At 60.2% G+C, this 20750-nt stretch carries 14 protein-coding genes and 1 pseudogene; 11 read left to right on the top strand and 4 right to left on the bottom strand.

Annotated features, from left to right (window positions below):
- Positions 1 to 88 precede the first annotated feature (88 nt).
- Complete coding sequence (gene gbdR, locus AAEZ05_RS00655; RefSeq protein WP_045059887.1) at positions 89 to 1192, bottom strand: choline metabolism transcriptional regulator GbdR; 1104 nt, start codon at positions 1190 to 1192, stop codon at positions 89 to 91.
- Between the two features lie 540 nt (positions 1193 to 1732).
- The gene (locus AAEZ05_RS00660; RefSeq protein ID WP_045059886.1) at positions 1733 to 3109 is read right to left on the bottom strand and encodes an L-serine ammonia-lyase; all 1377 of its coding nucleotides are present in this window, start codon (positions 3107 to 3109) and stop codon (positions 1733 to 1735) included.
- A gap of 435 nt (positions 3110 to 3544) precedes the next feature.
- On the opposite strand from AAEZ05_RS00660, the gene AAEZ05_RS00665 reads away from it, so the two are divergent.
- The 3 genes from AAEZ05_RS00665 to choV all read left to right on the top strand — a co-directional run bounded on the left by AAEZ05_RS00665 (position 3545) and on the right by choV (position 6592).
- Positions 3545 to 4495, top strand: a complete 951-nt coding sequence (locus tag AAEZ05_RS00665) for a choline ABC transporter substrate-binding protein (RefSeq protein WP_045059885.1) — start codon at positions 3545 to 3547, stop codon at positions 4493 to 4495.
- A gap of 76 nt (positions 4496 to 4571) precedes the next feature.
- On the top strand, positions 4572 to 5417 hold the full coding sequence (gene choW / locus AAEZ05_RS00670; protein WP_045060006.1) for a choline ABC transporter permease subunit: 846 nt from the start codon (positions 4572 to 4574) through the stop codon (positions 5415 to 5417).
- Entirely contained in the window at positions 5414 to 6592 is a 1179-nt protein-coding gene (gene choV / locus AAEZ05_RS00675) for a choline ABC transporter ATP-binding protein (RefSeq protein ID WP_350646437.1), read from the top strand. The genes choW and choV overlap by 4 nt, the downstream gene beginning before the upstream one ends.
- A 198-nt stretch (positions 6593 to 6790) precedes the next feature.
- Here the strand turns inward: choV and AAEZ05_RS30620 are convergent, their stop codons facing one another.
- On the bottom strand, positions 6791 to 7150 hold the full coding sequence (locus tag AAEZ05_RS30620) for a hypothetical protein (protein WP_205940125.1): 360 nt from the start codon (positions 7148 to 7150) through the stop codon (positions 6791 to 6793).
- Positions 7151 to 7194: 44 nt separating this feature from the next.
- Positions 7195 to 8740 (bottom strand): annotated as a pseudogene (locus tag AAEZ05_RS00680) (BCCT family transporter).
- Between the two features lie 380 nt (positions 8741 to 9120).
- On the opposite strand from AAEZ05_RS00680, the gene betI reads away from it, so the two are divergent.
- The 8 genes from betI to AAEZ05_RS00720 all read left to right on the top strand — a co-directional run bounded on the left by betI (position 9121) and on the right by AAEZ05_RS00720 (position 20648).
- Entirely contained in the window at positions 9121 to 9714 is a 594-nt protein-coding gene (betI, locus tag AAEZ05_RS00685; protein ID WP_045059882.1) for a transcriptional regulator BetI, read from the top strand.
- Between the two features lie 118 nt (positions 9715 to 9832).
- Positions 9833 to 11305 carry a betaine-aldehyde dehydrogenase gene (gene betB / locus AAEZ05_RS00690; RefSeq protein ID WP_350646438.1) on the top strand — a complete coding sequence of 491 codons (1473 nt, stop codon included), beginning with the start codon at positions 9833 to 9835 and terminating at the stop codon, positions 11303 to 11305.
- A gap of 151 nt (positions 11306 to 11456) precedes the next feature.
- Entirely contained in the window at positions 11457 to 13160 is a 1704-nt protein-coding gene (gene betA, locus AAEZ05_RS00695; protein WP_045059880.1) for a choline dehydrogenase, read from the top strand.
- A gap of 311 nt (positions 13161 to 13471) precedes the next feature.
- Positions 13472 to 14914, top strand: a complete 1443-nt coding sequence (locus AAEZ05_RS00700) for a TldD/PmbA family protein (RefSeq protein ID WP_350646439.1) — start codon at positions 13472 to 13474, stop codon at positions 14912 to 14914.
- Positions 14914 to 16251 (top strand): TldD/PmbA family protein, encoded by a 1338-nt coding sequence (locus tag AAEZ05_RS00705; protein ID WP_350646441.1) that lies wholly within the window; start codon positions 14914 to 14916, stop codon positions 16249 to 16251. Before AAEZ05_RS00700 ends, AAEZ05_RS00705 begins: the two co-directional genes overlap by 1 nt.
- Before the next feature lie 143 nt (positions 16252 to 16394).
- On the top strand, positions 16395 to 17822 hold the full coding sequence (mdtD, locus tag AAEZ05_RS00710) for a multidrug transporter subunit MdtD (RefSeq protein ID WP_045059877.1): 1428 nt from the start codon (positions 16395 to 16397) through the stop codon (positions 17820 to 17822).
- 156 nt (positions 17823 to 17978) lie between these two features.
- Entirely contained in the window at positions 17979 to 19316 is a 1338-nt protein-coding gene (dbpA, locus tag AAEZ05_RS00715) for an ATP-dependent RNA helicase DbpA (protein WP_236695861.1), read from the top strand.
- 153 nt (positions 19317 to 19469) lie between these two features.
- The gene (locus AAEZ05_RS00720; RefSeq protein ID WP_350646442.1) at positions 19470 to 20648 is read left to right on the top strand and encodes a BaiN/RdsA family NAD(P)/FAD-dependent oxidoreductase; all 1179 of its coding nucleotides are present in this window, start codon (positions 19470 to 19472) and stop codon (positions 20646 to 20648) included.
- Positions 20649 to 20750 lie beyond the last annotated feature (102 nt).

Here is a 20750-nt window from a genome sequence, read left to right on the forward strand (position 1 = left end):
AGGAAGCCATCGCGGGCAAGCCTTGCTCCGACAGATAACAGCAGCAATCTGTGGGAGCAAGGCTTGCCCGCGATGAAGGCGACTCGGTTTAGAGCCTTACGCTGGCAAAAGTCGACTCATTACGCGCCTGACTCAATGCCGACAACGGCCCCGACAATGGCGACAGCACCAGTGCCTGCGGCAGCGGCATCATTGCTACCTGCTGCGTGGTGTTGGAACCCACACGCTCGTCACGCGGCGGAATACCGAAGTATTCGCGATAGCACTTGGAAAAATGCGGAGTGGACACGAAGCCACATACCGACGCCACTTCGATAATCGACATCGGTGTTTGCTTGAGCAACTGCCGGGCGCGGATCAGGCGCAGTTTCAGGTAGTAGCGCGACGGCGAACAATGCAGGTACTTCTGGAACAACCGCTCCAGCTGACGACGCGACACCGCGACGTATACCGCCAGCTCATCCAGGTCGATCGGCTCTTCCAGATTGGCCTCCATCAGCGCGACGATTTCCTGCAACTTCGGCTGGTTGGTACCAAGCATGTGCTTGAGCGGCACACGCTGGTGATCCTGCTCATTGCGGATGCGCTCGTAGACGAACATTTCCGAGATCGCGGCCGACAGTTCGCGTCCGTGATCACGGCTGATCAGGTGCAGCATCATGTCCAGCGGCGCAGTGCCACCAGAGCTGGTGAAGCGATTACGGTCGAGGGTGAACAACCGGGTGCTCATGGCCACGCGCGGGAAAGCTTCCTGCATCGATGCCAGGCATTCCCAGTGCACGCTGCAATCAAAACCGTCCAGCAGCCCGGCGCACGCCAGGGCCCAGCTACCCGTGCACACTGCGCCGAGACGACGCGACTGGCGCGCCTGGCTCTGTAGCCATGAAACGTGTTCGCGGGTGACCGTGCGCTGGATACCGATACCACCGCAGACAATGATGGTGTCCAGCGCGGGAGCCTTGTGCATGGAGCAATCGGGGGTGATCTGCAGGCCGTCACTGGCCCAGACCTGCCCGCCATCGACGGTGAGTGTAGTCCAGCGATACAGCTCGCGACCGGACAACTGGTTGGCCATGCGCAGTGGTTCCACTGCGGACGCCAGAGAAATCAGCGTGAAATTGTCCAGCAGCAAAAAGCCGATGGATTGAGGCGCACGGTTCTGGGGTTGAGTCCCGGAGTTGAACGTCGTCATCGCAATATCTCCTCACACAAAGCGGGTGATGGCCTCAGGCGGAGGCTCTTGTTATTGCCATCATTCTCGCGTGGGAGACGGGCTTTGTAATGACAGAGCAATTGCCATGCCTAAAATTGAATGCGCGTTCAATAACTCCTGAAAACGACGTCGGAATGTGTCTGTATATGACCACGTAGAGTGGGGGGATATAAGTGCCATCAATCGCATCAAGCGCTCTGTCCCTTAGCGTGTGAGCAAATCGGTAGCACTTGTGGGAACAGCGCTGCGGCGTGTATTGAAAGAGTGTCACCACAAGCACAGGTGACAGGCGGTCAGCGACGATTGGGATCCCTGATCCTGTCGAAGTCGCTTATCTGTAAGCGACGCGCTAAAAGGTGGCGTATCAAGGATGGTGTGTTCACTTTGCGCGCGGTTTTGACTGATCTGGCAACATCGCGGGCAAGCCCGCTCCCACAGGGATCTGTGGTGTGCCCCACTTCTTGGTTGCACAGCAAATCCTGTGGGAGCGGGCTTGCCCGCGATGGGTTCAACCCGATATCAGCACTCCACCGCACTGACCGCTAATCCACCGCGCGAGGTTTCCTTATATTTGTCATGCATGTCCGCCCCGGTATCACGCATAGTCCGGATCACGCGGTCCAGCGAGATAAAGTGCTGCCCGTCACCGCGCAACGCCATCTGCGCCGCATTGATCGCCTTCACCGCGGCAATTGCATTACGCTCGATGCAAGGCACCTGCACCAGTCCGCCCACGGGGTCACACGTCAGCCCCAGGTTGTGTTCAAGTCCAATCTCAGCCGCGTTGCACAGCTGCTCCGGCGTGGCACCGAGGATCTCCGCCAACCCCGCCGCCGCCATGGCGCAGGCCGAACCGACCTCACCCTGGCAGCCGACTTCAGCCCCGGAGATGGAAGCGTTCTTCTTGCACAGGATCCCCACAGCCGCCGCGCTCAGGAAATAGTCGACGACATTGGCGTCAGTCACCGCTTCGCTGAACTTCATGAAGTAATGCAGCACCGCAGGAATGATCCCCGCCGCGCCGTTGGTCGGCGCCGTGACCATGCGCCCACCCGCCGCATTCTCTTCGTTGACGGCCAGGGCGAACAGGTTGACCCATTCCATGGCACTCAGCGTCGAGCCGATCACATTCGGCTTGCCCAGCTCCTGCAAGCTGCGGTGCAACCTGGCGGCGCGACGTCGCACATTCAGGCCACCGGGCAGGATGCCTTCATGCTTGAGGCCTTGCTCGACGCACTCCTGCATGGCTCGCCAGAGCTTCATCAGGCCGGCACGAATTTCGTCTTCACTGCGCCAGACCTTTTCGTTGGCCATCATCAGTTCGGCAACTCGCAGGTTGTGCTTCTGGCACAAGCTCAACAACTCGACCGCGCTGGAAAAATCGTAAGGCAACTCGGTGCGGTCCATATCCACCACGCCGCTACTGGCCTGTGCCTGATCCACGACAAAACCGCCACCCACTGAATAGTAGGTATCGCGGTGCAGTTCTCCCGTATCACCTTCAACCACCAACGTCATGGCATTGGGATGGAACGGCAGGTTTTCATCGATCAGGCGCATGTCCCGGGCCCAGATGAACGGCACCGGCAGATGACCATCGAGCAATAACTCGTCGGTTTCGCGCAGGGTGGCGATACGAATGCCGATTTGCGACGGATCGATCGCGTCCGGCCACTCACCCATCAGGCCCATGATCACCGCATTGTCGCTACCGTGACCGATGCCGGTGGCCGACAGCGAACCATACAGCTGCACTTCGACGCGCCGGACCTGATCCAGCAGCCCCTTCTCACGCAGGCCCTGCACGAACAGTGCGGCGGCGCGCATAGGCCCCACCGTGTGCGAACTGGAAGGGCCGATGCCGATTTTGAACAGGTCGAAAACGCTGATAGCCATTACTGCCGAACTCCTGGATATGCCCAACTCCAGACGCAAAAGCGCCCAGTGACGGAGCTGCTACGCTCAAGCTGCAATCCGCCGATGTGGCTGCATCATCAGGCTTTTACCCGGTCGTTCGACGTCTCGAACCGACGCACTCTTGTCCACCAACGCCGCGAGTCGCCAACGCTATGGTTCCGCCGTTTTTTTACGGCGCAGAGGTACAAACAGGGCAGAAAAAAGCTGTAAACGACGTCACCGACACTGGATGCGACCATCCCTGTACTGGTTACGACGCACCCTGTAGGCGTCAGATTTTCACTGGTACATGATCGTATCGACTCGATTGCAAGGCGCCGAGGTAGAGCTGTCTGAAAACGCCATCCAACCGCAACCTATAAGTGCGGTGGTCCAGTCGGAACACTGCCGAAAAAAACACCAAGGAGTCAGTCAATGAAAGGTTCCCCGTCGTTGTTGTTGGCCGCCATGCTTAGTCTGCCGGTTCTGGCGCAAGCTGCAGAACCGGCCCAGTGCAGCACCGTAAACTTCTCCGATGTCGGCTGGACCGACATCACCGTCACCACCGCTACCACCAGCGTCGTGCTCGACGCACTGGGGTACAAGACCAAAACTACAATGATCTCCGTGCCGGTGACCTACAAGTCGCTGGCAGATGGCAAGAACATGGACGTGTTCCTGGGCAACTGGATGCCAACCATGGAGAACGACATCAAGGCCTATCGTGATGCCGGTACCGTGGAGACCCTGCGCGCCAACCTGGAAAACGCGAAATACACCCTCGCCGTTCCCGAAGAGTTGTATAACAAGGGGCTGAAGGATTTCGCCGACATCGCCAAGTTCAAGAAAGAGCTCGATGGCAAGATCTACGGCATCGAACCTGGCAACGACGGCAATCGTCTGATCCAGAGCATGATCGACAAGAACGCCTTCGGCCTCAAGGAAGCCGGCTTCAAGGTCGTCGAGTCCAGCGAGGCAGGCATGCTCTCGCAAGTCGATCGCGCGCAGCGGCGCAATACCGCCGTGGTATTCCTGGGCTGGGAGCCACACCCGATGAACACGCGCTTCAAGATGAAGTACCTGACCGGCGGCGATGATTTCTTCGGCCCCAACTTCGGCCAGGCGACCATCTTCACCAACACCCGCAAGGGCTACGCCCAGGAATGCAGCAACGTTGGTCAACTGCTCAAGAACCTGGCGTTCACCCTCGACATGGAAAGCACGCTGATGGGCAACGTCCTGGACGACAAGATGAAGCCTGACGCGGCTGCCAAGGCCTGGCTGAAAAAGAATCCACAGGTGCTCGATACCTGGCTCGCTGGCGTAACCACCATTGACGGTAAACCAGGCCTGGAGGCCGTGAAAGCCAAACTCGCGCAGCCTTGAATTCAGGAGCATCGTTTATGCCGGGTGAGCGTGCTCACCCGGGCTGTTATTTCCTTGCATGCGGACGTTCAATACCATGCTGATTGATCAGAAAATCCCTCTAGGCCAGTACATTGCGAGCTTCGTCGAATGGTTGACGCAACATGGCGCCAACACCTTCGACGCCATCGCCGTGTCTCTGGAAACGATGATCCACGGCGTGACTTTTGCGCTGACCTGGTTCAACCCGCTGGCATTGATCGGCCTTATCGCACTACTTGCGCATTTCATTCAACGAAAGTGGGGACTGACAGTTTTCGTCATCGCCTCCTTCCTGCTGATCCTCAACCTGGGATACTGGCAGGAAACCATGGAAACCCTCGCCCAGGTGTTGTTCGCCACCCTGGTCTGCGTGGTCATCGGCGTGCCGCTGGGCATCGTTGCCGCGCATAAGCCGATGTTCTACACCATGATGCGTCCGGTGCTCGATCTGATGCAGACCGTGCCGACCTTCGTCTACCTCATTCCTACCCTGACCCTCTTCGGGCTGGGCGTGGTGCCGGGGCTGATCTCCACGGTGGTGTTCGCGATCGCCGCGCCCATCCGCCTGACTTACCTGGGTATCCGGGATGTTCCACAGGAACTGATGGACGCCGGCAAAGCCTTCGGCTGCTCGCGTCGTCAATTGCTCTCACGGATTGAACTGCCCCACGCGATGCCAAGCATTGCGGCCGGTATCACCCAGTGCATCATGCTGTCGTTGTCGATGGTGGTGATTGCCGCACTGGTGGGCGCCGATGGCCTGGGCAAACCCGTGGTCAACGCACTGAACACTGCTGATATCGCCCTGGGCTTCGAAGCGGGCCTGGCGATCGTACTGCTGGCGATCATGCTCGACCGTATCTGCAAACAACCCGACGCTAAAGTAGGGGGTGACGCATGAGCATTATTCGCTTCGAAGACGTCGACGTAATCTTTTCCAAGGACCCGCGCGAGGCGCTCAAGCTGCTCGATCAGGGCATGACCCGCGACCAGATCCTGAAAAAAACCGGGCAAATCGTCGGCGTGGAAAAAGCCAGCCTGGATGTCGATAAAGGTGAAATCTGCGTACTGATGGGCCTGTCCGGTTCCGGCAAATCCAGCCTGCTGCGCTGCATCAACGGCCTCAATACCGTGAGTCGTGGCAAGCTGTTCGTTGAACACGAAGGCAAGCAGATCGACATCGCTTCCTGTACCCCGGCAGAGCTGAAGATGATGCGCACCAAGCGCATCGCCATGGTGTTCCAGAAGTTCGCCCTGATGCCTTGGCTGACGGTGCGGGAAAACATCAGCTTCGGCCTGGAAATGCAGGGGCGTCCGGAGAAGGAGCGCAAGAAGCTGGTCGATGAAAAACTCGAGCTGGTCGGCCTGACCCAGTGGCGCAATAAAAAGCCCGACGAGCTATCCGGCGGCATGCAGCAACGCGTCGGCCTGGCGCGCGCGCTGGCGATGGACGCCGACATTCTGCTGATGGACGAACCGTTCTCGGCCCTCGACCCGCTGATTCGCCAGGGCCTGCAAGATGAATTGCTGGAACTGCAGAGCAAGCTCAGCAAGACCATCGTCTTCGTGAGTCATGACCTTGATGAGGCCCTGAAGCTGGGCAGTCGCATCGCGATCATGAAAGACGGCCGGATCATCCAGTACAGCAAGCCGGAAGAGATCGTGTTGAACCCTGCGGACGATTACGTGCGCACCTTCGTCGCCCACACCAACCCGTTGAACGTGCTGTGCGGCCGCAGCCTCATGCGCACCCTGGACAAGTGCAAACGCATAAACGGTTCGGTATGCCTCGACCCGGGCGGCGATTCATGGCTGGACCTGGCCGAAGGCAACACCATCAAGGGCGCCCGCCAGAACGGTGCGAGCCTGGATCTGCAGAACTGGGCACCGGGGCAGTCAGTGGACGGCCTGGGTCGTCGGCCGACCCTGGTGGACTCCAATATCGGCATGCGCGATGCGCTGCAGATTCGCTACCAGACCGGCAACAAACTGGTGCTGCATGACAACAACCAGGTGGTAGGGATCCTCGGTGACAGCGAGCTATACCACGCGCTGCTCGGCAAGAACCTGGGGTAACACAACAGACACAAAAACGCCGCGAGAGGATCGCGGCGTTTTCGTTTATGGGATATCGGGTGATGCAGTCGTTGAAGTAGAAGCCCCCATCGCCAGCAGGCTGGCTCCCACATTGGAATGCATGCTCTTGTGGGAGCCAGCCTGCTGGCGATAAAGCCGATGCGGTGCTTCAGACAGCAACACCGCTTACTTGACTACTCAGCTATAGACCCGGCCAAGGAGCTGCCGATGGCTTTCAAACTGATCGAGCACGTCACGGGTGATCTGATCCTGAGTGAAACCCATCAGATCGTAATCCTGGCTGCCATTGTGCAGGTAAACCTCGGCGCGGTAGTAGCGTGCCCGGGGTTCATCGACACTTTCAGCCGAGACCGTCTCGCTTGCCGCCGCCAGGTAGCCATCCAGGCTCACTTCGTAGACAAACGGGTTACCCTCTTCCATCTCGATCCGCAGGCCCATGCAGCGCTTGGCCTTGCCCAGCAATGTCTGCACATCCAGGCCTTGGCCACGCAACAGAACCGCCGCCTCTTCCAGCGCCGGCGTCACCTGTTTGTCCATGAAACGTTGAACGATCGACTGGTTCGGTTGCAGGTCCAGCTGGGTCAGGCGCTCGCTGAAACCGCGCCGCCCACGGGCTGCGAGCTCCGCCTGCTCCTGTTCGATTTGCACGTCCTGGCGCATGGCCTTGTGCAAGCCGAACATGAAGAACACCAGCACCACCGAGAACGGCAGGCCAGCCAGCACCACCATGGTTTGCATGGCTTCGAAGTTACCGGCGAACAGCAGGCCGATGGTCACCAGCGTGATCACCGCAGACCAGAAGATCCGCAACCAGTGCGGCGCATCTTCATCAACGTTGCCACCCTTGCACGACAGGTTCGCCATCATCACCGCGCCGGAATCCGCCGGCGTCAGGAACAGCACGAAACCCACGAAGATCGACACGCCGATCACCACTTTCGACGCCGGGTAGTGCTCGAGAAGCTGGTAGATCGCCATGGACGGCTGTTCCAGCGCGGTCTTGCCGAGCTCCACTGCACCATGGTTCATCACCAGGTCCAGGGCCGAGTTACCGAAGATCGACAGCCACGCCAGGGTGAAGCCCAGGGGAATCAGCAACACGCCGGCCACCAGTTCACGCACCGTGCGCCCACGGGAAATACGCGCGATGAACATGCCCACGAACGGTGCCCAGGAGATCCACCAGGCCCAATAGAACAGGGTCCACAGGCCCATCCAGCGCTCGGTCTTGTCAGCGTCGCCTTCATACACATAGAGGTCGAAGGTTTTCAGCACCACGCCGTTGAGGTAGTCGCCAATGTTCTGCACAAAACCGTTGAGCAGATGCAGCGTCGGGCCGAACAGCAGGACGAAGATCAACAGGCCGCTGAACAGGATGATATTCAGGTTGGATAGCCGACGAATGCCATTCTCCACACCCGACACGGCAGCAATGGTCGCCACGGTGCTCATCACGATGATCACAATCAGCAGGTTGGTGTTGCTGTGCTCCATGCCGAACAGGTTTTCCAGGCCCGACGACACTTGCAGAGACCCGATCCCCAGATTGGTCACCAGGCCCAGCAGGGTCACGAACATCCCGAAGCCATCCACCGCATGACCGGCCGCGCCCTTGACCCAGCGCTCGCCCACCAGTGGATACAGCGCCGAACGCAGCGCCAGCGGCTGGTTATGACGGTAGGCAAAATACGCCACGGCAAGGCCGACCAGCGCATAAATCGCCCAGCCATGCAGGCCCCAGTGCAGGAACGTCAGCTGTACCGCCTGACGTGCAGCCATGTTGCTGCCGGCCACGCCTTCCGGCGGGTTGAAGTAGTGATCCAGCGGTTCGGATGCACCGAAGTACAACAGCGAGATGCCGATACCCGACGAGAACAGCATGCCCGCCCAGGCGCCATAGCTGAAGTCCGGGGTGTCGTCCTTGCTGCCCAGTTTGAGTTTGCCGTAGGACGAGAACGCCAGGCCGATGACAAACACCAGGTAAGCGGCAATCACCACCATGTAGTACCAGCCGAAGCTGCGGGACAACCAGGCCTGGGCGACGCCGAGCACTCTGCCGGCCTCTTGCGGGGCAATGATCAGAATGGCGGTCAACAACAGGATCAGCGCGGTAGAGGTGTAGAACACCCAACCGTTGACCGTCACCTTCTCGGGTGGGGTCTTTATAAGAGAGGCAGAACTCATGGCACAGATGCTCCGGGCAGTGCGAGAGAAGAACACAAGGCAAAGCGGTACCCGACCAATCGGTTAGTTGGCAGCCGACCAGCGGGTGATATAAAGACACCCCGAAAATGCCTGAAAGTCCGCAAGCACCGGGGCGCACAGGTTTCGAGCGATTTTGGATGTCGGTTTATCGCCATTTACACGCAGGCAAAAAACTGTAAATAGCGACGATTTGTCGCAGAGCTTATTCTTTATTGATTGAACGTTCAATCAAAACAAAATAGACTGGCCTTCAATCCGATAGACGTTCCACGTCTGCCGGAAGGCCTAAGGAGATGTGCAAGATGCCCAAGGTCGGTATGCAACCCATCCGCCGTCAGCAGTTGATCGAAGCCACTTTGCAGGCTGTCGATCAGGTTGGAATGGGGGACGCCAGCATTGCGCTGATCGCCCGTTTGGCCGGTGTCTCGAACGGCATCATCAGTCACTATTTTCAGGACAAGAATGGCCTGATCGCTGCCACGGCGCAGTATCTGATGAGTGTCCTCAGCGAGAACGTCACCGCACGCCGTCAGGCGCTGACAGATGACAGCCCGCGGGCACATCTGCAGGTGATCATCGAAGGCAACTTCGACGCCAGCCAGGTCAATGGCCCGGCAATGAAAACCTGGCTGGCCTTCTGGGCCACCAGCATGCACCACCCGTCATTGCACAGGTTGCAGCGGATCAACGATCACCGTCTGTATTCCAACCTGTGTTGCCAGTTCCGCCGCGTACTGCCGCTGGATGACGCGCGCAGTGCAGCCCGCGGCCTGGCGGCGCTCATTGACGGTTTGTGGTTGCGCGGTGCGCTGTCCGGAGATGCTTTCGACACTGCCCAGGCGCACCAGATCGCTTACGAATACATGGATTTCCAATTGGCCAAGCAGGTGAGTTAGAGCACACATAGACGCTCAACCCCTGAACTGCTACTGATCGGTGTTGCCACAACCTTAGGGGAACTGGCTTTACCAGCAGTGGTTACCGCCAACCCACTTATGCTCTTGCGAGGACTTTATGGCCCGTTTCGAACTGCAAAAACTCTACATTGATGGCGGCTACAGCGATGCCAGCAGCGACGCTACCTTCGAAGCCATCAACCCGGCTAACGGTGAAGTCCTCGCAAACGTCCAGCGCGCGACCAAGGAAGACGTGGAACGCGCCGTGGTCAGCGCCGAAAAGGGCCAGAAAATCTGGGCCGCGCTGACCGCGATGGAGCGTTCGCGCATCCTGCGTCGCGCCGTCGACATCCTGCGCGAGCGCAACGATGAACTGGCAGCCCTGGAAACCCTCGACACCGGCAAATCGTTCTCCGAAACCAAGTACGTCGACATCGTCACCGGTGCGGACGTGCTGGAATACTACGCAGGCCTGGTACCGGCCATCGAAGGCGAGCAGATCCCGCTGCGCGACACTTCCTTCGTCTACACCCGTCGCGAGCCGTTGGGCGTGGTGGCCGGTATCGGCGCCTGGAACTACCCGATCCAGATCGCCCTGTGGAAATCTGCCCCTGCCCTGGCAGCCGGCAACGCAATGATCTTCAAGCCAAGTGAAGTCACTTCCCTGACGACCCTGAAACTGGCCGAAATCTACACTGAAGCCGGCGTTCCGGCTGGCGTGTTCAACGTTCTGACCGGCAGCGGCCGTGAAGTCGGCACCTGGCTGACCGAGCACCCGCGCATCGAGAAAGTGTCCTTCACCGGCGGCACCGACACCGGCAAGAAAGTCATGGCCAGCGCTTCGAGCTCGTCGCTCAAGGAAGTGACCATGGAGCTGGGCGGCAAATCGCCTTTGATCATTTTCGACGACGCCGACCTCGATCGTGCCGCCGACACCGCGATGATGGCCAACTTCTACAGCTCCGGCCAGGTCTGCACCAACGGCACTCGCGTGTTCGTACCGACCCATCTGAAAGCTGCGTTCGAAGCCAAGATCGCCGAGCGTGTAGCGCGCATCCGCATCGGCAATCCGGAAGACGAGAACACCAACTTCGGCCCGCTGGTCAGCTTCGCCCACATGGAAAGCGTGTTGGGTTACATCGCCAAGGGCAAAGAAGAAGGTGCTCGCGTTCTGTGCGGCGGCAGCCGTCTGACCGAAGGCGAATTCGCCAAAGGCGCCTTCGTGGCACCGACCGTGTTCACCGACTGCACCGACGAGATGACCATCGTTCGCGAAGAAATCTTCGGGCCGGTGATGGCGATCCTGACCTACGACAGCGAAGAAGAAGTAATCCGTCGTGCCAACGACACCGACTTCGGCCTGGCCGCCGGCATTGTCACCAAGGACCTGAACCGCGCTCACCGTGTGATTCATCAACTGGAAGCGGGTATCTGCTGGATCAACGCCTGGGGCGAGTCCGACGCGAAGATGCCGGTGGGTGGCTACAAGCAGTCGGGTGTTGGTCGTGAGAACGGCATCAGCTCGCTGAACAACTTCACGCGCATCAAATCGGTACAGGTCGAACTGGGCGATTACGCCTCGGTTTTCTAAGTCGGCATCTGCTTCGCCTGCGAGGCCGTCATCGCCAGCAGGCTGGCTCCCACAGGAGTACGCATTCCAATGTGGGAGCCAGCCTGCTGGCGATCGAGTGCGCAGCACTCGCAACGGTCTGACCTGACCTACTTCAAAGAGGGTGCATTCAATGTCCCAAGAATTCGATTACATCATCATCGGTGCCGGCTCTGCCGGTAACACCCTGGCGACCCGTCTGACTGAAGACGAAGGCGTCACCGTCCTGCTGCTCGAAGCCGGTGGCCCGGATTACCGTCTGGACTTCCGCACGCAGATGCCAGCCGCCCTGGCGTTTCCGCTGCAAGGCCGTCGCTACAACTGGGCCTACGAAACCGATCCTGAACCACACATGGACGGTCGCCGGATGGAATGCGGTCGCGGCAAGGGCCTGGGTGGCTCTTCGCTGATCAACGGCATGTGCTACATCCGCGGCAACGCCATGGACTACGACAACTGGGCCAAGCTGCCTGGCCTGGAAGACTGGGACTACCTGAACTGCCTGCCGTATTTCCGCAAGGCGGAAACCCGTGACATCGGTCCGAACGACTACCACGGTGGCGAGGGCCCGGTCAGCGTGACCACGCCAAAAGCCGGCAACAACCCGCTGTTCCACGCGATGGTTGAAGCAGGCGTGCAAGCCGGTTACCCGCGCACAGAAGACCTGAACGGTTACCAGCAGGAAGGCTTCGGCCCGATGGACCGCACCGTCACGCCGAACGGTCGTCGCGCCAGCACCGCTCGCGGCTACCTGGACACGGCCAAGAAGCGTTCGACCCTGACCATCGTCACCCACGCCCTGACCGACAAGATCCTGTTCGAAGGCAAGCGTGCGGTCGGCGTGCGTTACCTGATCGGCGCTGCAGAAGAGCGCGTTGAAGCCCGTGCCCGCAAGGAAGTGCTGCTGTGCTCCGGCGCCATTGCCTCGCCGCAAATCCTGCAACGCTCCGGCGTCGGCCCGGCCGAACTGCTGAACAAGCTCGACATCCCGGTGGTCCACGACCTGCCAGGCGTTGGCGAAAACCTGCAGGATCACCTCGAGCTGTACTTGCAGTACGCTTGCACTCAACCGGTTTCGCTGTACCCATCGCTGCTCTGGTACAACCAGCCAGCCATCGGTGCCGAGTGGCTGTTCAACGGCACCGGCATCGGCGCCAGCAACCAGTTCGAAGCCGGCGGTTTCATTCGTACCCGCGAAGATTTCGATTGGCCGAACATCCAATATCACTTCCTGCCGGTGGCGATTAACTACAACGGCAGCAACGGTGTGAAAGAGCACGGTTTCCAGGCACACATGGGTTCCATGCGTTCGCCGAGCCGCGGTCGCATCCAGGCCAAGTCCAAGGATCCGCGCGAGTACCCGAGCATCCTGTTCAACTACATGGCCACCGAGCAGGACTGGCAGGAATTCCGCGATGGCATTCGCCTGACCCGTGAAATCATGCAACAGCCGGCGCTGGACCAGTACCGTGGCCGTGAAATCAGCCCGGGCATCGAAGTGCAAACCGATGAGCAGCTCGACAAGTTCATCCGCGAACACGCTGAAACCGCGTTCCACCCGTCCTGCTCGTGCAAGATGGGCACCGACGAAATGGCTGTGGTCGATGGCGAAGGCCGCGTGCATGGCATGCAGGGTCTGCGAGTGGTCGATGCCTCGATCATGCCGATCATCACCACCGGTAACCTGAATGCGCCAACGATCATGATCGCCGAGAAAATCGCCGACAAGATCCGCGGCCGCCAGCCTCTGCCGCGCAGCACGGCGGATTACTATGTGGCCGGTGATGCTCCGGTACGTGGCAAGCCGATGCGGGATGTGAGCCTGACTGCTCAGTAAGACAGTCAGACTGCGGCGCGGCCATCGCGGGCAAGTCGAACGTCGCACCGCCGCTCCCACAGGGATCTCGGGTGTTCACATAATCTGTGCTCACTGAATATCCAATGTGGGAGCGGCGGTGCGCCGTTCGACTTGCTCGCGAAAGGGCCCGGCCCAACAACCACACTGCACCCTGATAAACCCGGCAATCCCTACCCCCTCTGCCCACGCCCTTGATCTACCCCACGCCCAGGCCTAATCTAGCGCCACGCAAACGTTTCACCCCCTTCGCCACACCGCGTCACCGCCACTCCATCCAGGGAGGTTCCCGAATGTTCGATTTCCACCCCCAGCTCAAGCAGCGCTTTGCTGCCTTGCGCACGGGCGCCGAGTTCTTTTCGCTACGCTATGTGCACGAGTCCGGCCAGTACCTGTCAGTGCGCAAGAACGTCGCCGAACCGCCGAGCCTGAGCCGCGACGAAGGGGCGATGTTGACGGTGCGGGTCAATGGCGTTGAAGCCTATGCGGCGACCAACGACCTGTCGCAACCAGGCCTGCAAGCAGCACTCGAAAAAGCCGAGCAACAAGCCCGACTATTCAAGCCCCATGCCTTGCTCGACCTTCGCGAGCAGGCCGTTTCCAGTGATCGCGCCGACTACTTTTCGCCCAATCTCGATCAGCCCTTCCCCTCTCTCAGTGATTGCTATCAGCTGCTCGGCGCCGAATCCGCAGCTGTACCCAAGGATGAGCGGCTGGTGAACTGGCAGGTCAGCATCGGCGTCACCCACGTCGAGCAGATCTACCTCAACAGCGCCGGCGCCGAGTTGCGCCAGGCCCAGCGCTTCGTTTACCCGGGCCTCGACGTCACTGCCTACGATGGGAACGACAGCCAGACCCGCAGCCTGGGCCGCGAGAACTTTGGCCAGCAGGGCGGTGCCGACGTGATCAGCCGCTGCGGACTGATCGGCGCCGGTCCGCAAGTAGCGGATCAGGCCCTGCAGTTGCTGCTGGCACCCAACACCCCGCAAGGCACGCGTGACCTGCTATTGATGCCCGACCAGATGATGCTGCAAATCCACGAGTCCATCGGTCACCCCCTGGAGCTGGACCGCATCCTGGGCGATGAACGCAATTACGCGGGCACCAGCTTCGTCAAGGCGCAAGACTTCGGTCAACTGCAGTACGGCTCGCACCTGCTCAACGTGACCTTCGACCCGGACATTCCCGAACAACTCGCAAGCTACGGGCATGACGACGATGGCAGCGCCGCCAGCAAGCAGTTTCTGATCAAGCAAGGTTTGTTGCTGCGGCCATTGGGTGGTGCCCTCTCGCAGTTTCGTGCGGGCATGGAGGGCGTAGCCAACAGTCGCGCCTGTGGCTGGAACCGTCCGCCGATCGATCGCATGGCCAACCTGAACATTGAGCCTGGGGATCAACCGCTGGAGCAACTCATCGGCAATATCGAGCACGGCATCCTGATGAGCACCAACCGCTCCTGGTCGATCGACGATGCACGCAACAAATTCCAGTTCGGCTGCGAGTGGGGCCAGTTGATCGAGAATGGCGAACTCAAGGGCGTGGTGAAAAACCCTAATTACCGGGCAATCTCTGCACAGTTCTGGAAAAACCTCAGCGCCGTCGGCGACGCCAGCACCTTCAAGGTATTAGGCACACCGAACTGCGGCAAAGGTGAACCGAATCAGGTGATCCGCGTAGGCCATGCCTCGCCCGCCTGTGTATTCAGCAACGTGGATGTATTCGGGGGAGACGCCTGATGAGTATTCCAATCAATCAGGCCGAGTCGTTCAAGGCCCTGGTGACCTGGCTGCAGGGCGCCATTCGCCAGCCGGAACAGTTCACCCTGAGCTACGCCGCCGAGTCCTCGGCTTTCGTGCGGTTCAACCATGGCAAGGTGCGCCAGGCCGGACAGGTGCAGCAGGCCAGCATCGGCTTCAAGCTGATCGACCAGGGCCGCCACGCCGACCTCGACATCACCCTGTCGGATGATCCCCGGGCAGATATCCAGCGTCTGGCCGAGGGCCTGCAGCAGCTGCGCGACACCCTGCCGCTATTACCGGAAGACCCGTACCTGCTGCTCAACTTCAACGACTGGCAGAGCCAGAACGTGCAGGATCATCCGCTACCGGAGACCGCGCAGGCCGTGGCTGAAATCACCCGCGCGGCGGCAGGCCTGGACCTTGTGGGCTTTTACGCAGCGGGTCCGATCAGCCGCGGTTTCGCCAGCTCTTCGGGAGCGTTCGGCTGGCATCAGGCGAACAGTTTCAATTTCGATTTCAGCCTGTTTCACGAAAACGGCCAGGCGGTAAAAGCCAGCTATGCCGGGCATGAGTGGAACAGCGAGGGTTTTGCCAAACGCTTCGAGCAAGCCCGCGAGCAACTTGAATTTCTCGGCCGCCCGCTACGCACCCTGGCGCCGGGTCAGTACCGCGCCTACCTCGCACCTGCTGCGCTGGAAGAAATCATCGGCATGCTGTGCTGGGGCGGGTTTTCCGCGCAGTCGATTGCCAGCAAGAGCAGCCCGCTGCAGAAGCTCTATGCCGGCGACCAGGCATTCAGTGCGCTGGTGTCGCTGGATGAACACGTGAGCGGTTCGTTGAGCCCGGCGTTTTCCGGCGAAGGTTATCCGCGCAGCGACCTGAAGCTGATCGTCGAAGGCCGGGCGGGCGAGCAGTTGGTGGGCTCACGCAGCGCCGCCGAATATGGCCTGGCCGCCAACGGCGCCGGCAGCGGTGAATCGCCCAGCGCCGTGAACATGGCGGCTGGTACGTTGCCGGACGCCGACATTCTCAAGCAATTGGGGACCGGCCTGTACATCAGCAACCTGTGGTATCTGAATTACTCGGACCAGCCAGGCGCCCGCATGACCGGCATGACGCGGTTCGCCACGTTCTGGGTCGAGAACGGCGAGATACAGGCACCGGTGAGCACCATGCGCTTTGATGACACGGCCTACAGCTTGCTCGGTTCTCAGTTGGAAGCGTTGACGCAGGAGCGGGAACTCCTGCTGTCCGCCAGCACCTATAGTCAGCGGGCAACGGCCTCGGCGTTGTTGCCGGGCGCGCTGATCAGTCGGTTAACCCTGACCCTGTAAATCCACAAATCCTTGTAGGAGCGAGCTTGCTCGCGAAAAACCGGAGAGCGCTGAGGGGCATCAGATGCCCCGCGTTATCGTTGACAACCATCGCGAGCAAGCTCGCTTCTACAGGTGCGTTGTTCCAATTGACAAGAGGTCCCATGCCCAATCGCCCGCCTCTGGATCCCGTCACCGCCCGCTGGCTGCCTTGGGTGGTGGCCATCGCTTTTTTCATGCAGTCCCTCGATGGGACCATCCTCAACACCGCACTGCCGGCCATGGCCCGCGATCTGGCGGAAGATCCGTTGCGCATGCAAGGCGTGATCATTGCCTACATGCTCACCGTCGCCTTGCTGATCCCGGCTTCGGGCTGGATCGCCGATCGTTTTGGCACCCGCAAGATATTCTTCGGCGCCATCCTGCTGTTCAGCATCGGCTCGTTGCTGTGCGCACTGTCCAATAGCCTGGGCATGCTGATCGGCGCCCGGGTCATCCAGGGCCTGGGCGGCGCGCTGATGCTGCCGGTCGGTCGCCTGGTAGTGCTGCGCGCCTATCCGCGGTCAGAGCTGGTGCGGATCATGGGCTTTATCACCATCCCCGGTCTACTCGGCCCACTGCTGGGCCCCACCACTGGCGGCTGGATGGTTGAGTATTTGTCCTGGCACTGGATCTTCCTGCTCAACCTGCCGGTGGGTGTCATCGGTTGCTACGCCGTGTGGAAATTCATTCCCGACCTGCGCGGCACCGAGCGTACCCGCTTCGACAGCCTTGGCTTCCTGCTGTTTGGCGCCGCGATGGTGCTGATCACCATCGCCATGGAAGGCCTGGGCGAGCTGCACCTGCCGCACCTGCGCGTGATGTTGCTGCTGTTCGCCGGCATGGCCTGCCTCGCTGCGTATTGGCTAAGAGCCGGGCACATCGACAATCCGCTGTTTGCGCCTTCGCTGTTCAAGACCCGGACCTTTGCCGTGGGCATCCTCGGTAATCTGTTCGCCCGCCTCGGCAGCGGCGCCTTGCCGTTCCTTGTACCGCTGCTGCTGCAAGTGGCGCTGGGCTACTCGCCCTCCCAGGCCGGCATGAGCATGTTGCCACTGGCCGCCGCAGCCATGGTCGCCAAGTCGGTGGCTCGGCCGCTGATCGAACGCCTGGGTTATCGCATCGTGCTGACTGGCAACACCCTGGCCCTGGGGGTGATGCTCGCGAGCATGGGCTTGGTCAGCGAGCAGACGCCCTATTGGCTGCTGTTGGGCATGCTGGCGATCCTGGGTGCAATCAACTCGCTGCAATTCACTGCAATGAACACGGTGACCCTGATCGACCTGGACGACGCCAGCGCCAGCAGCGGCAACAGCTTGCTGTCCGTGGTTGCGCAATTGTCCCTGAGCCTGGGAGTTGCTTGCGCCGGCGCTTTGCTCGGCGGCTTCACCGCCGAAGTCGGCAATGACGGCGTGGACACGGTGCTGGGCGCCTTCCAGCTGACCTTCGTGACCGTGGGCATCATGGCGATGCTGGCGGCTGCCATCTTCTCGCAGCTATCGAAGGAAGACGGACGGCGTGTCAAACGTCCAGAGGAGCACATCGAACCTTAGTTTGCGGACGACAAGTGGCTGGGCCTGGCGACTTTCCGTCCGGAAAATACAGGCCAGTAGCCACGGGACTGATACACTACGCGACATTTTGTTTTGCAGGCCAGTCCCGTGACCACCATCGCCACCGCTTTTAATACTTTGCCGCTGTCCGCCGCCATGCTGGCTAACCTCGACTCCCTCGGTTATGCCCAGATGACGCCGATCCAGGCGCAAAGCTTGCCGGTGATCCTCAAGGGGATGGACCTGATCGCCCAGGCCAAGACCGGCAGCGGCAAGACCGCAGCCTTCGGTATCGGCCTGTTGAACCCGATCAATCCGCGCTTCTTCGGTTGCCAGGCACTGGTCATTTGCCCGACTCGCGAGCTGGCCGACCAGGTGGCCAAGGAAATCCGTCGCCTGGCCCGTGCCGAAGACAACATCAAGGTCCTGACCTTGTGCGGCGGCGTGGCATTCGGCCCGCAGATCGGCTCGCTGGAGCACGGCGCGCACATCATCGTCGGCACACCGGGTCGCATCCAGCAGCACCTGCGCAAGGGCTCGCTGGTGCTGCATGGCCTGAATACGCTGATTCTCGACGAAGCCGACCGCATGCTGGACATGGGTTTCTACGATTCCATCGAAGAAATCATCATGCAGGCCCCGGAACGTCGCCAGACCCTGCTGTTCTCGGCTACCTACCCGGTCGGCATCAAGCAGCTGGCGTCCAAGTTCATGCGCAACCCTCAGCAAGTGAAGGCCGAGGCATTCCACGACGACACGCAGATCGAGCAGCGCTTTTACGAAATCTCCCCGGAAGAGCGTATGGACGCGGTCGTCAAAGTCCTCGCGCATCACCGTCCGGCTTCCTGCGTAGCCTTCTGCTTCACCAAGCAGCAAGTTCAGGAAACGGTTGATCACCTGACCTCCAAAGGTATCTCCGCCGTCGGCCTGCACGGCGACCTGGAACAGCGCGATCGCGACCAGGTATTGGCGATGTTCGCCAATCGCAGCACTTCGGTACTGGTTGCCACCGACGTCGCCGCACGCGGCCTGGACATCGATGCACTGGACATGGTGATCAACGTCGAGCTGGCACGTGACTCGGAAATCCACATTCACCGCGTTGGCCGTACCGGTCGTGCTGGCGAGAAGGGTATCGCAATCAGCCTGGTCGCCCCGTCCGAAGCGCACCGCGCCCAGGCCATCGAACAACTGCAGAAATCGCCGTTGAGCTGGGATCAGCTGGACAACCTCAAATCCCAGGGCGGCGCCCCACTGCTGCCGGTGATGAGCACGCTGGTGATTGGCGCAGGCCGTAAAGACAAAGTTCGCCCTGGTGACATTCTGGGCGCACTGACAGGCGACGCCGGCATCCCCGGCGCCCAGGTCGGCAAGATCGCCATTTTCGATTTCCAAGCCTACGTGGCAGTGGAACGCGGCATCGCCAAGCAGGCTTTGCAGCGCCTGAACGACGGCAAGATCAAAGGCCGCTCGCTGCGCGTGCGTATCTTGTAAGAGATCATCTGCCCAACGAATATCCCCTGTGGGAGCGAGCTTGCTCGCGATGAGGCCAGCACATTCAGCATCAATGTTGTCTGTCAGTCCGCCATCGCGAGCAAGCTCGCTCCCACAGTTTGTTTTGTGGTGACATATCTAGAGGACACCGTTTTGCGCTCTACCGAAGTCGTGATCATTGGCGCTGGCGCCGCAGGTTTGATGTGTGCGCTGACCGCCGCCGGGCGCGGGCGCAAAGTGATGTTACTGGACCACGCGAACAAGGCCGGCAAGAAAATCCTGATGTCGGGCGGTGGTCGCTGCAATTTCACCAACATGTACACGGAACCGGGCAATTTCCTGTCCCAGAATCCCCATTTTTGCAAATCCGCACTGGCGCGTTACACCCAGTGGGATTTCATCGCTATGGTCGCCAAGCACGGCGTGCCGTACCACGAGAAAAAGCTCGGCCAGCTGTTCTGCGATAACAAATCCAGCGACATCCTCGAGATGCTGCTCAACGAGTGCGACCAGGTCGGCGTCAGCCTGCACCTGGACACCTCGATCCAGACCATCGAGAAAATCGAAAGCGGCTATCTGCTGGACACCACGCTGGGCCAGTTGAGCTGCCAGTCCCTGGTCATCGCCACGGGCGGCCTGTCGATTCCGACGCTGGGTGCTACCGGTTTCGGTTATCAGGTGGCCAGGCAATTCGGCCACCAATTACTGCCTACCCGCGCCGGCCTGGTGCCCTTCACCATCACCGATCAGCTCAAGGAGTTGTGCACCGAGCTGTCCGGCACGTCGGTGGATTGCCTGGTGAGCTGCAACGAGCAAAGCTTTCGCGAGAACATCCTGTTCACCCATCGCGGCCTCAGCGGGCCGGCGATTTTGCAGATTTCCTCGTTCTGGGAGTCTGGCGACGCCGTCGAGATCAACTTGATGCCCGACCATGATGTACCGGCCTGGTTGCAGCAACAGCAAGCCGAACGCCCGAACAGTGAGCTGAAGACCTTGCTGGGGGAAATCTTCACCAAGAAGATGGCCAACCTGCTGGCCGACAACTGGTTCGTCTCCAAGCCGATGAAGCAGTACACCCACGGGGAATTGGCCGAGATTGCCGAGAAACTGGCCAGCTGGAAGGTGGTACCGGCAGGGACTGAAGGGTATCGAACGGCAGAGGTGACCCTGGGCGGCGTCGACACCCACGAGGTGTCGTCGAAGACCATGGAATCACTGAAAAGCCCTGGCCTGTATTTCATCGGTGAAGTGCTGGATGTCACCGGCCACCTGGGCGGCTTCAACTTCCAGTGGGCCTGGGCTTCAGGCTACGCCGCCGCGCAGTACGTCTGAAACACCGCGCAACGCACCCCGTAGGAGCTGTCGAGAGAAACGAGGCTGCGATCTTTTGATCTTCAAGATCAAGATCAAGATCAAAAGATCGCAGCCTTCGGC

This window comes from Pseudomonas sp. HY13-MNA-CIBAN-0226, assembly GCF_040310305.1.
GTDB lineage: Bacteria > Pseudomonadota > Gammaproteobacteria > Pseudomonadales > Pseudomonadaceae > Aquipseudomonas > Aquipseudomonas gregormendelii.

What these genes read in the sequence shown, in the direction of transcription:
- gbdR (WP_045059887.1), bottom strand. Translation starts at nt 1,192, where the DNA reads ATGACGACGTTCAACTCCGGGACTCAACCCCAGAACCGTGCGCCTCAA.
- AAEZ05_RS00705 (WP_350646441.1), top strand. Translation starts at nt 14,914, where the DNA reads ATGAGTATTCCAATCAATCAGGCCGAGTCGTTCAAGGCCCTGGTGACC.
- choV (WP_350646437.1), top strand. Translation starts at nt 5,414, where the DNA reads ATGAGCATTATTCGCTTCGAAGACGTCGACGTAATCTTTTCCAAGGAC.
- mdtD (WP_045059877.1), top strand. Translation starts at nt 16,395, where the DNA reads ATGCCCAATCGCCCGCCTCTGGATCCCGTCACCGCCCGCTGGCTGCCT.
- betI (WP_045059882.1), top strand. Translation starts at nt 9,121, where the DNA reads ATGCCCAAGGTCGGTATGCAACCCATCCGCCGTCAGCAGTTGATCGAA.
- AAEZ05_RS00700 (WP_350646439.1), top strand. Translation starts at nt 13,472, where the DNA reads ATGTTCGATTTCCACCCCCAGCTCAAGCAGCGCTTTGCTGCCTTGCGC.
- AAEZ05_RS30620 (WP_205940125.1), bottom strand. Translation starts at nt 7,150, where the DNA reads ATGGACAAACAGGTGACGCCGGCGCTGGAAGAGGCGGCGGTTCTGTTG.
- AAEZ05_RS00660 (WP_045059886.1), bottom strand. Translation starts at nt 3,109, where the DNA reads ATGGCTATCAGCGTTTTCGACCTGTTCAAAATCGGCATCGGCCCTTCC.
- betA (WP_045059880.1), top strand. Translation starts at nt 11,457, where the DNA reads ATGTCCCAAGAATTCGATTACATCATCATCGGTGCCGGCTCTGCCGGT.
- AAEZ05_RS00665 (WP_045059885.1), top strand. Translation starts at nt 3,545, where the DNA reads ATGAAAGGTTCCCCGTCGTTGTTGTTGGCCGCCATGCTTAGTCTGCCG.
- betB (WP_350646438.1), top strand. Translation starts at nt 9,833, where the DNA reads ATGGCCCGTTTCGAACTGCAAAAACTCTACATTGATGGCGGCTACAGC.
- dbpA (WP_236695861.1), top strand. Translation starts at nt 17,979, where the DNA reads ATGCTGGCTAACCTCGACTCCCTCGGTTATGCCCAGATGACGCCGATC.
- choW (WP_045060006.1), top strand. Translation starts at nt 4,572, where the DNA reads ATGCTGATTGATCAGAAAATCCCTCTAGGCCAGTACATTGCGAGCTTC.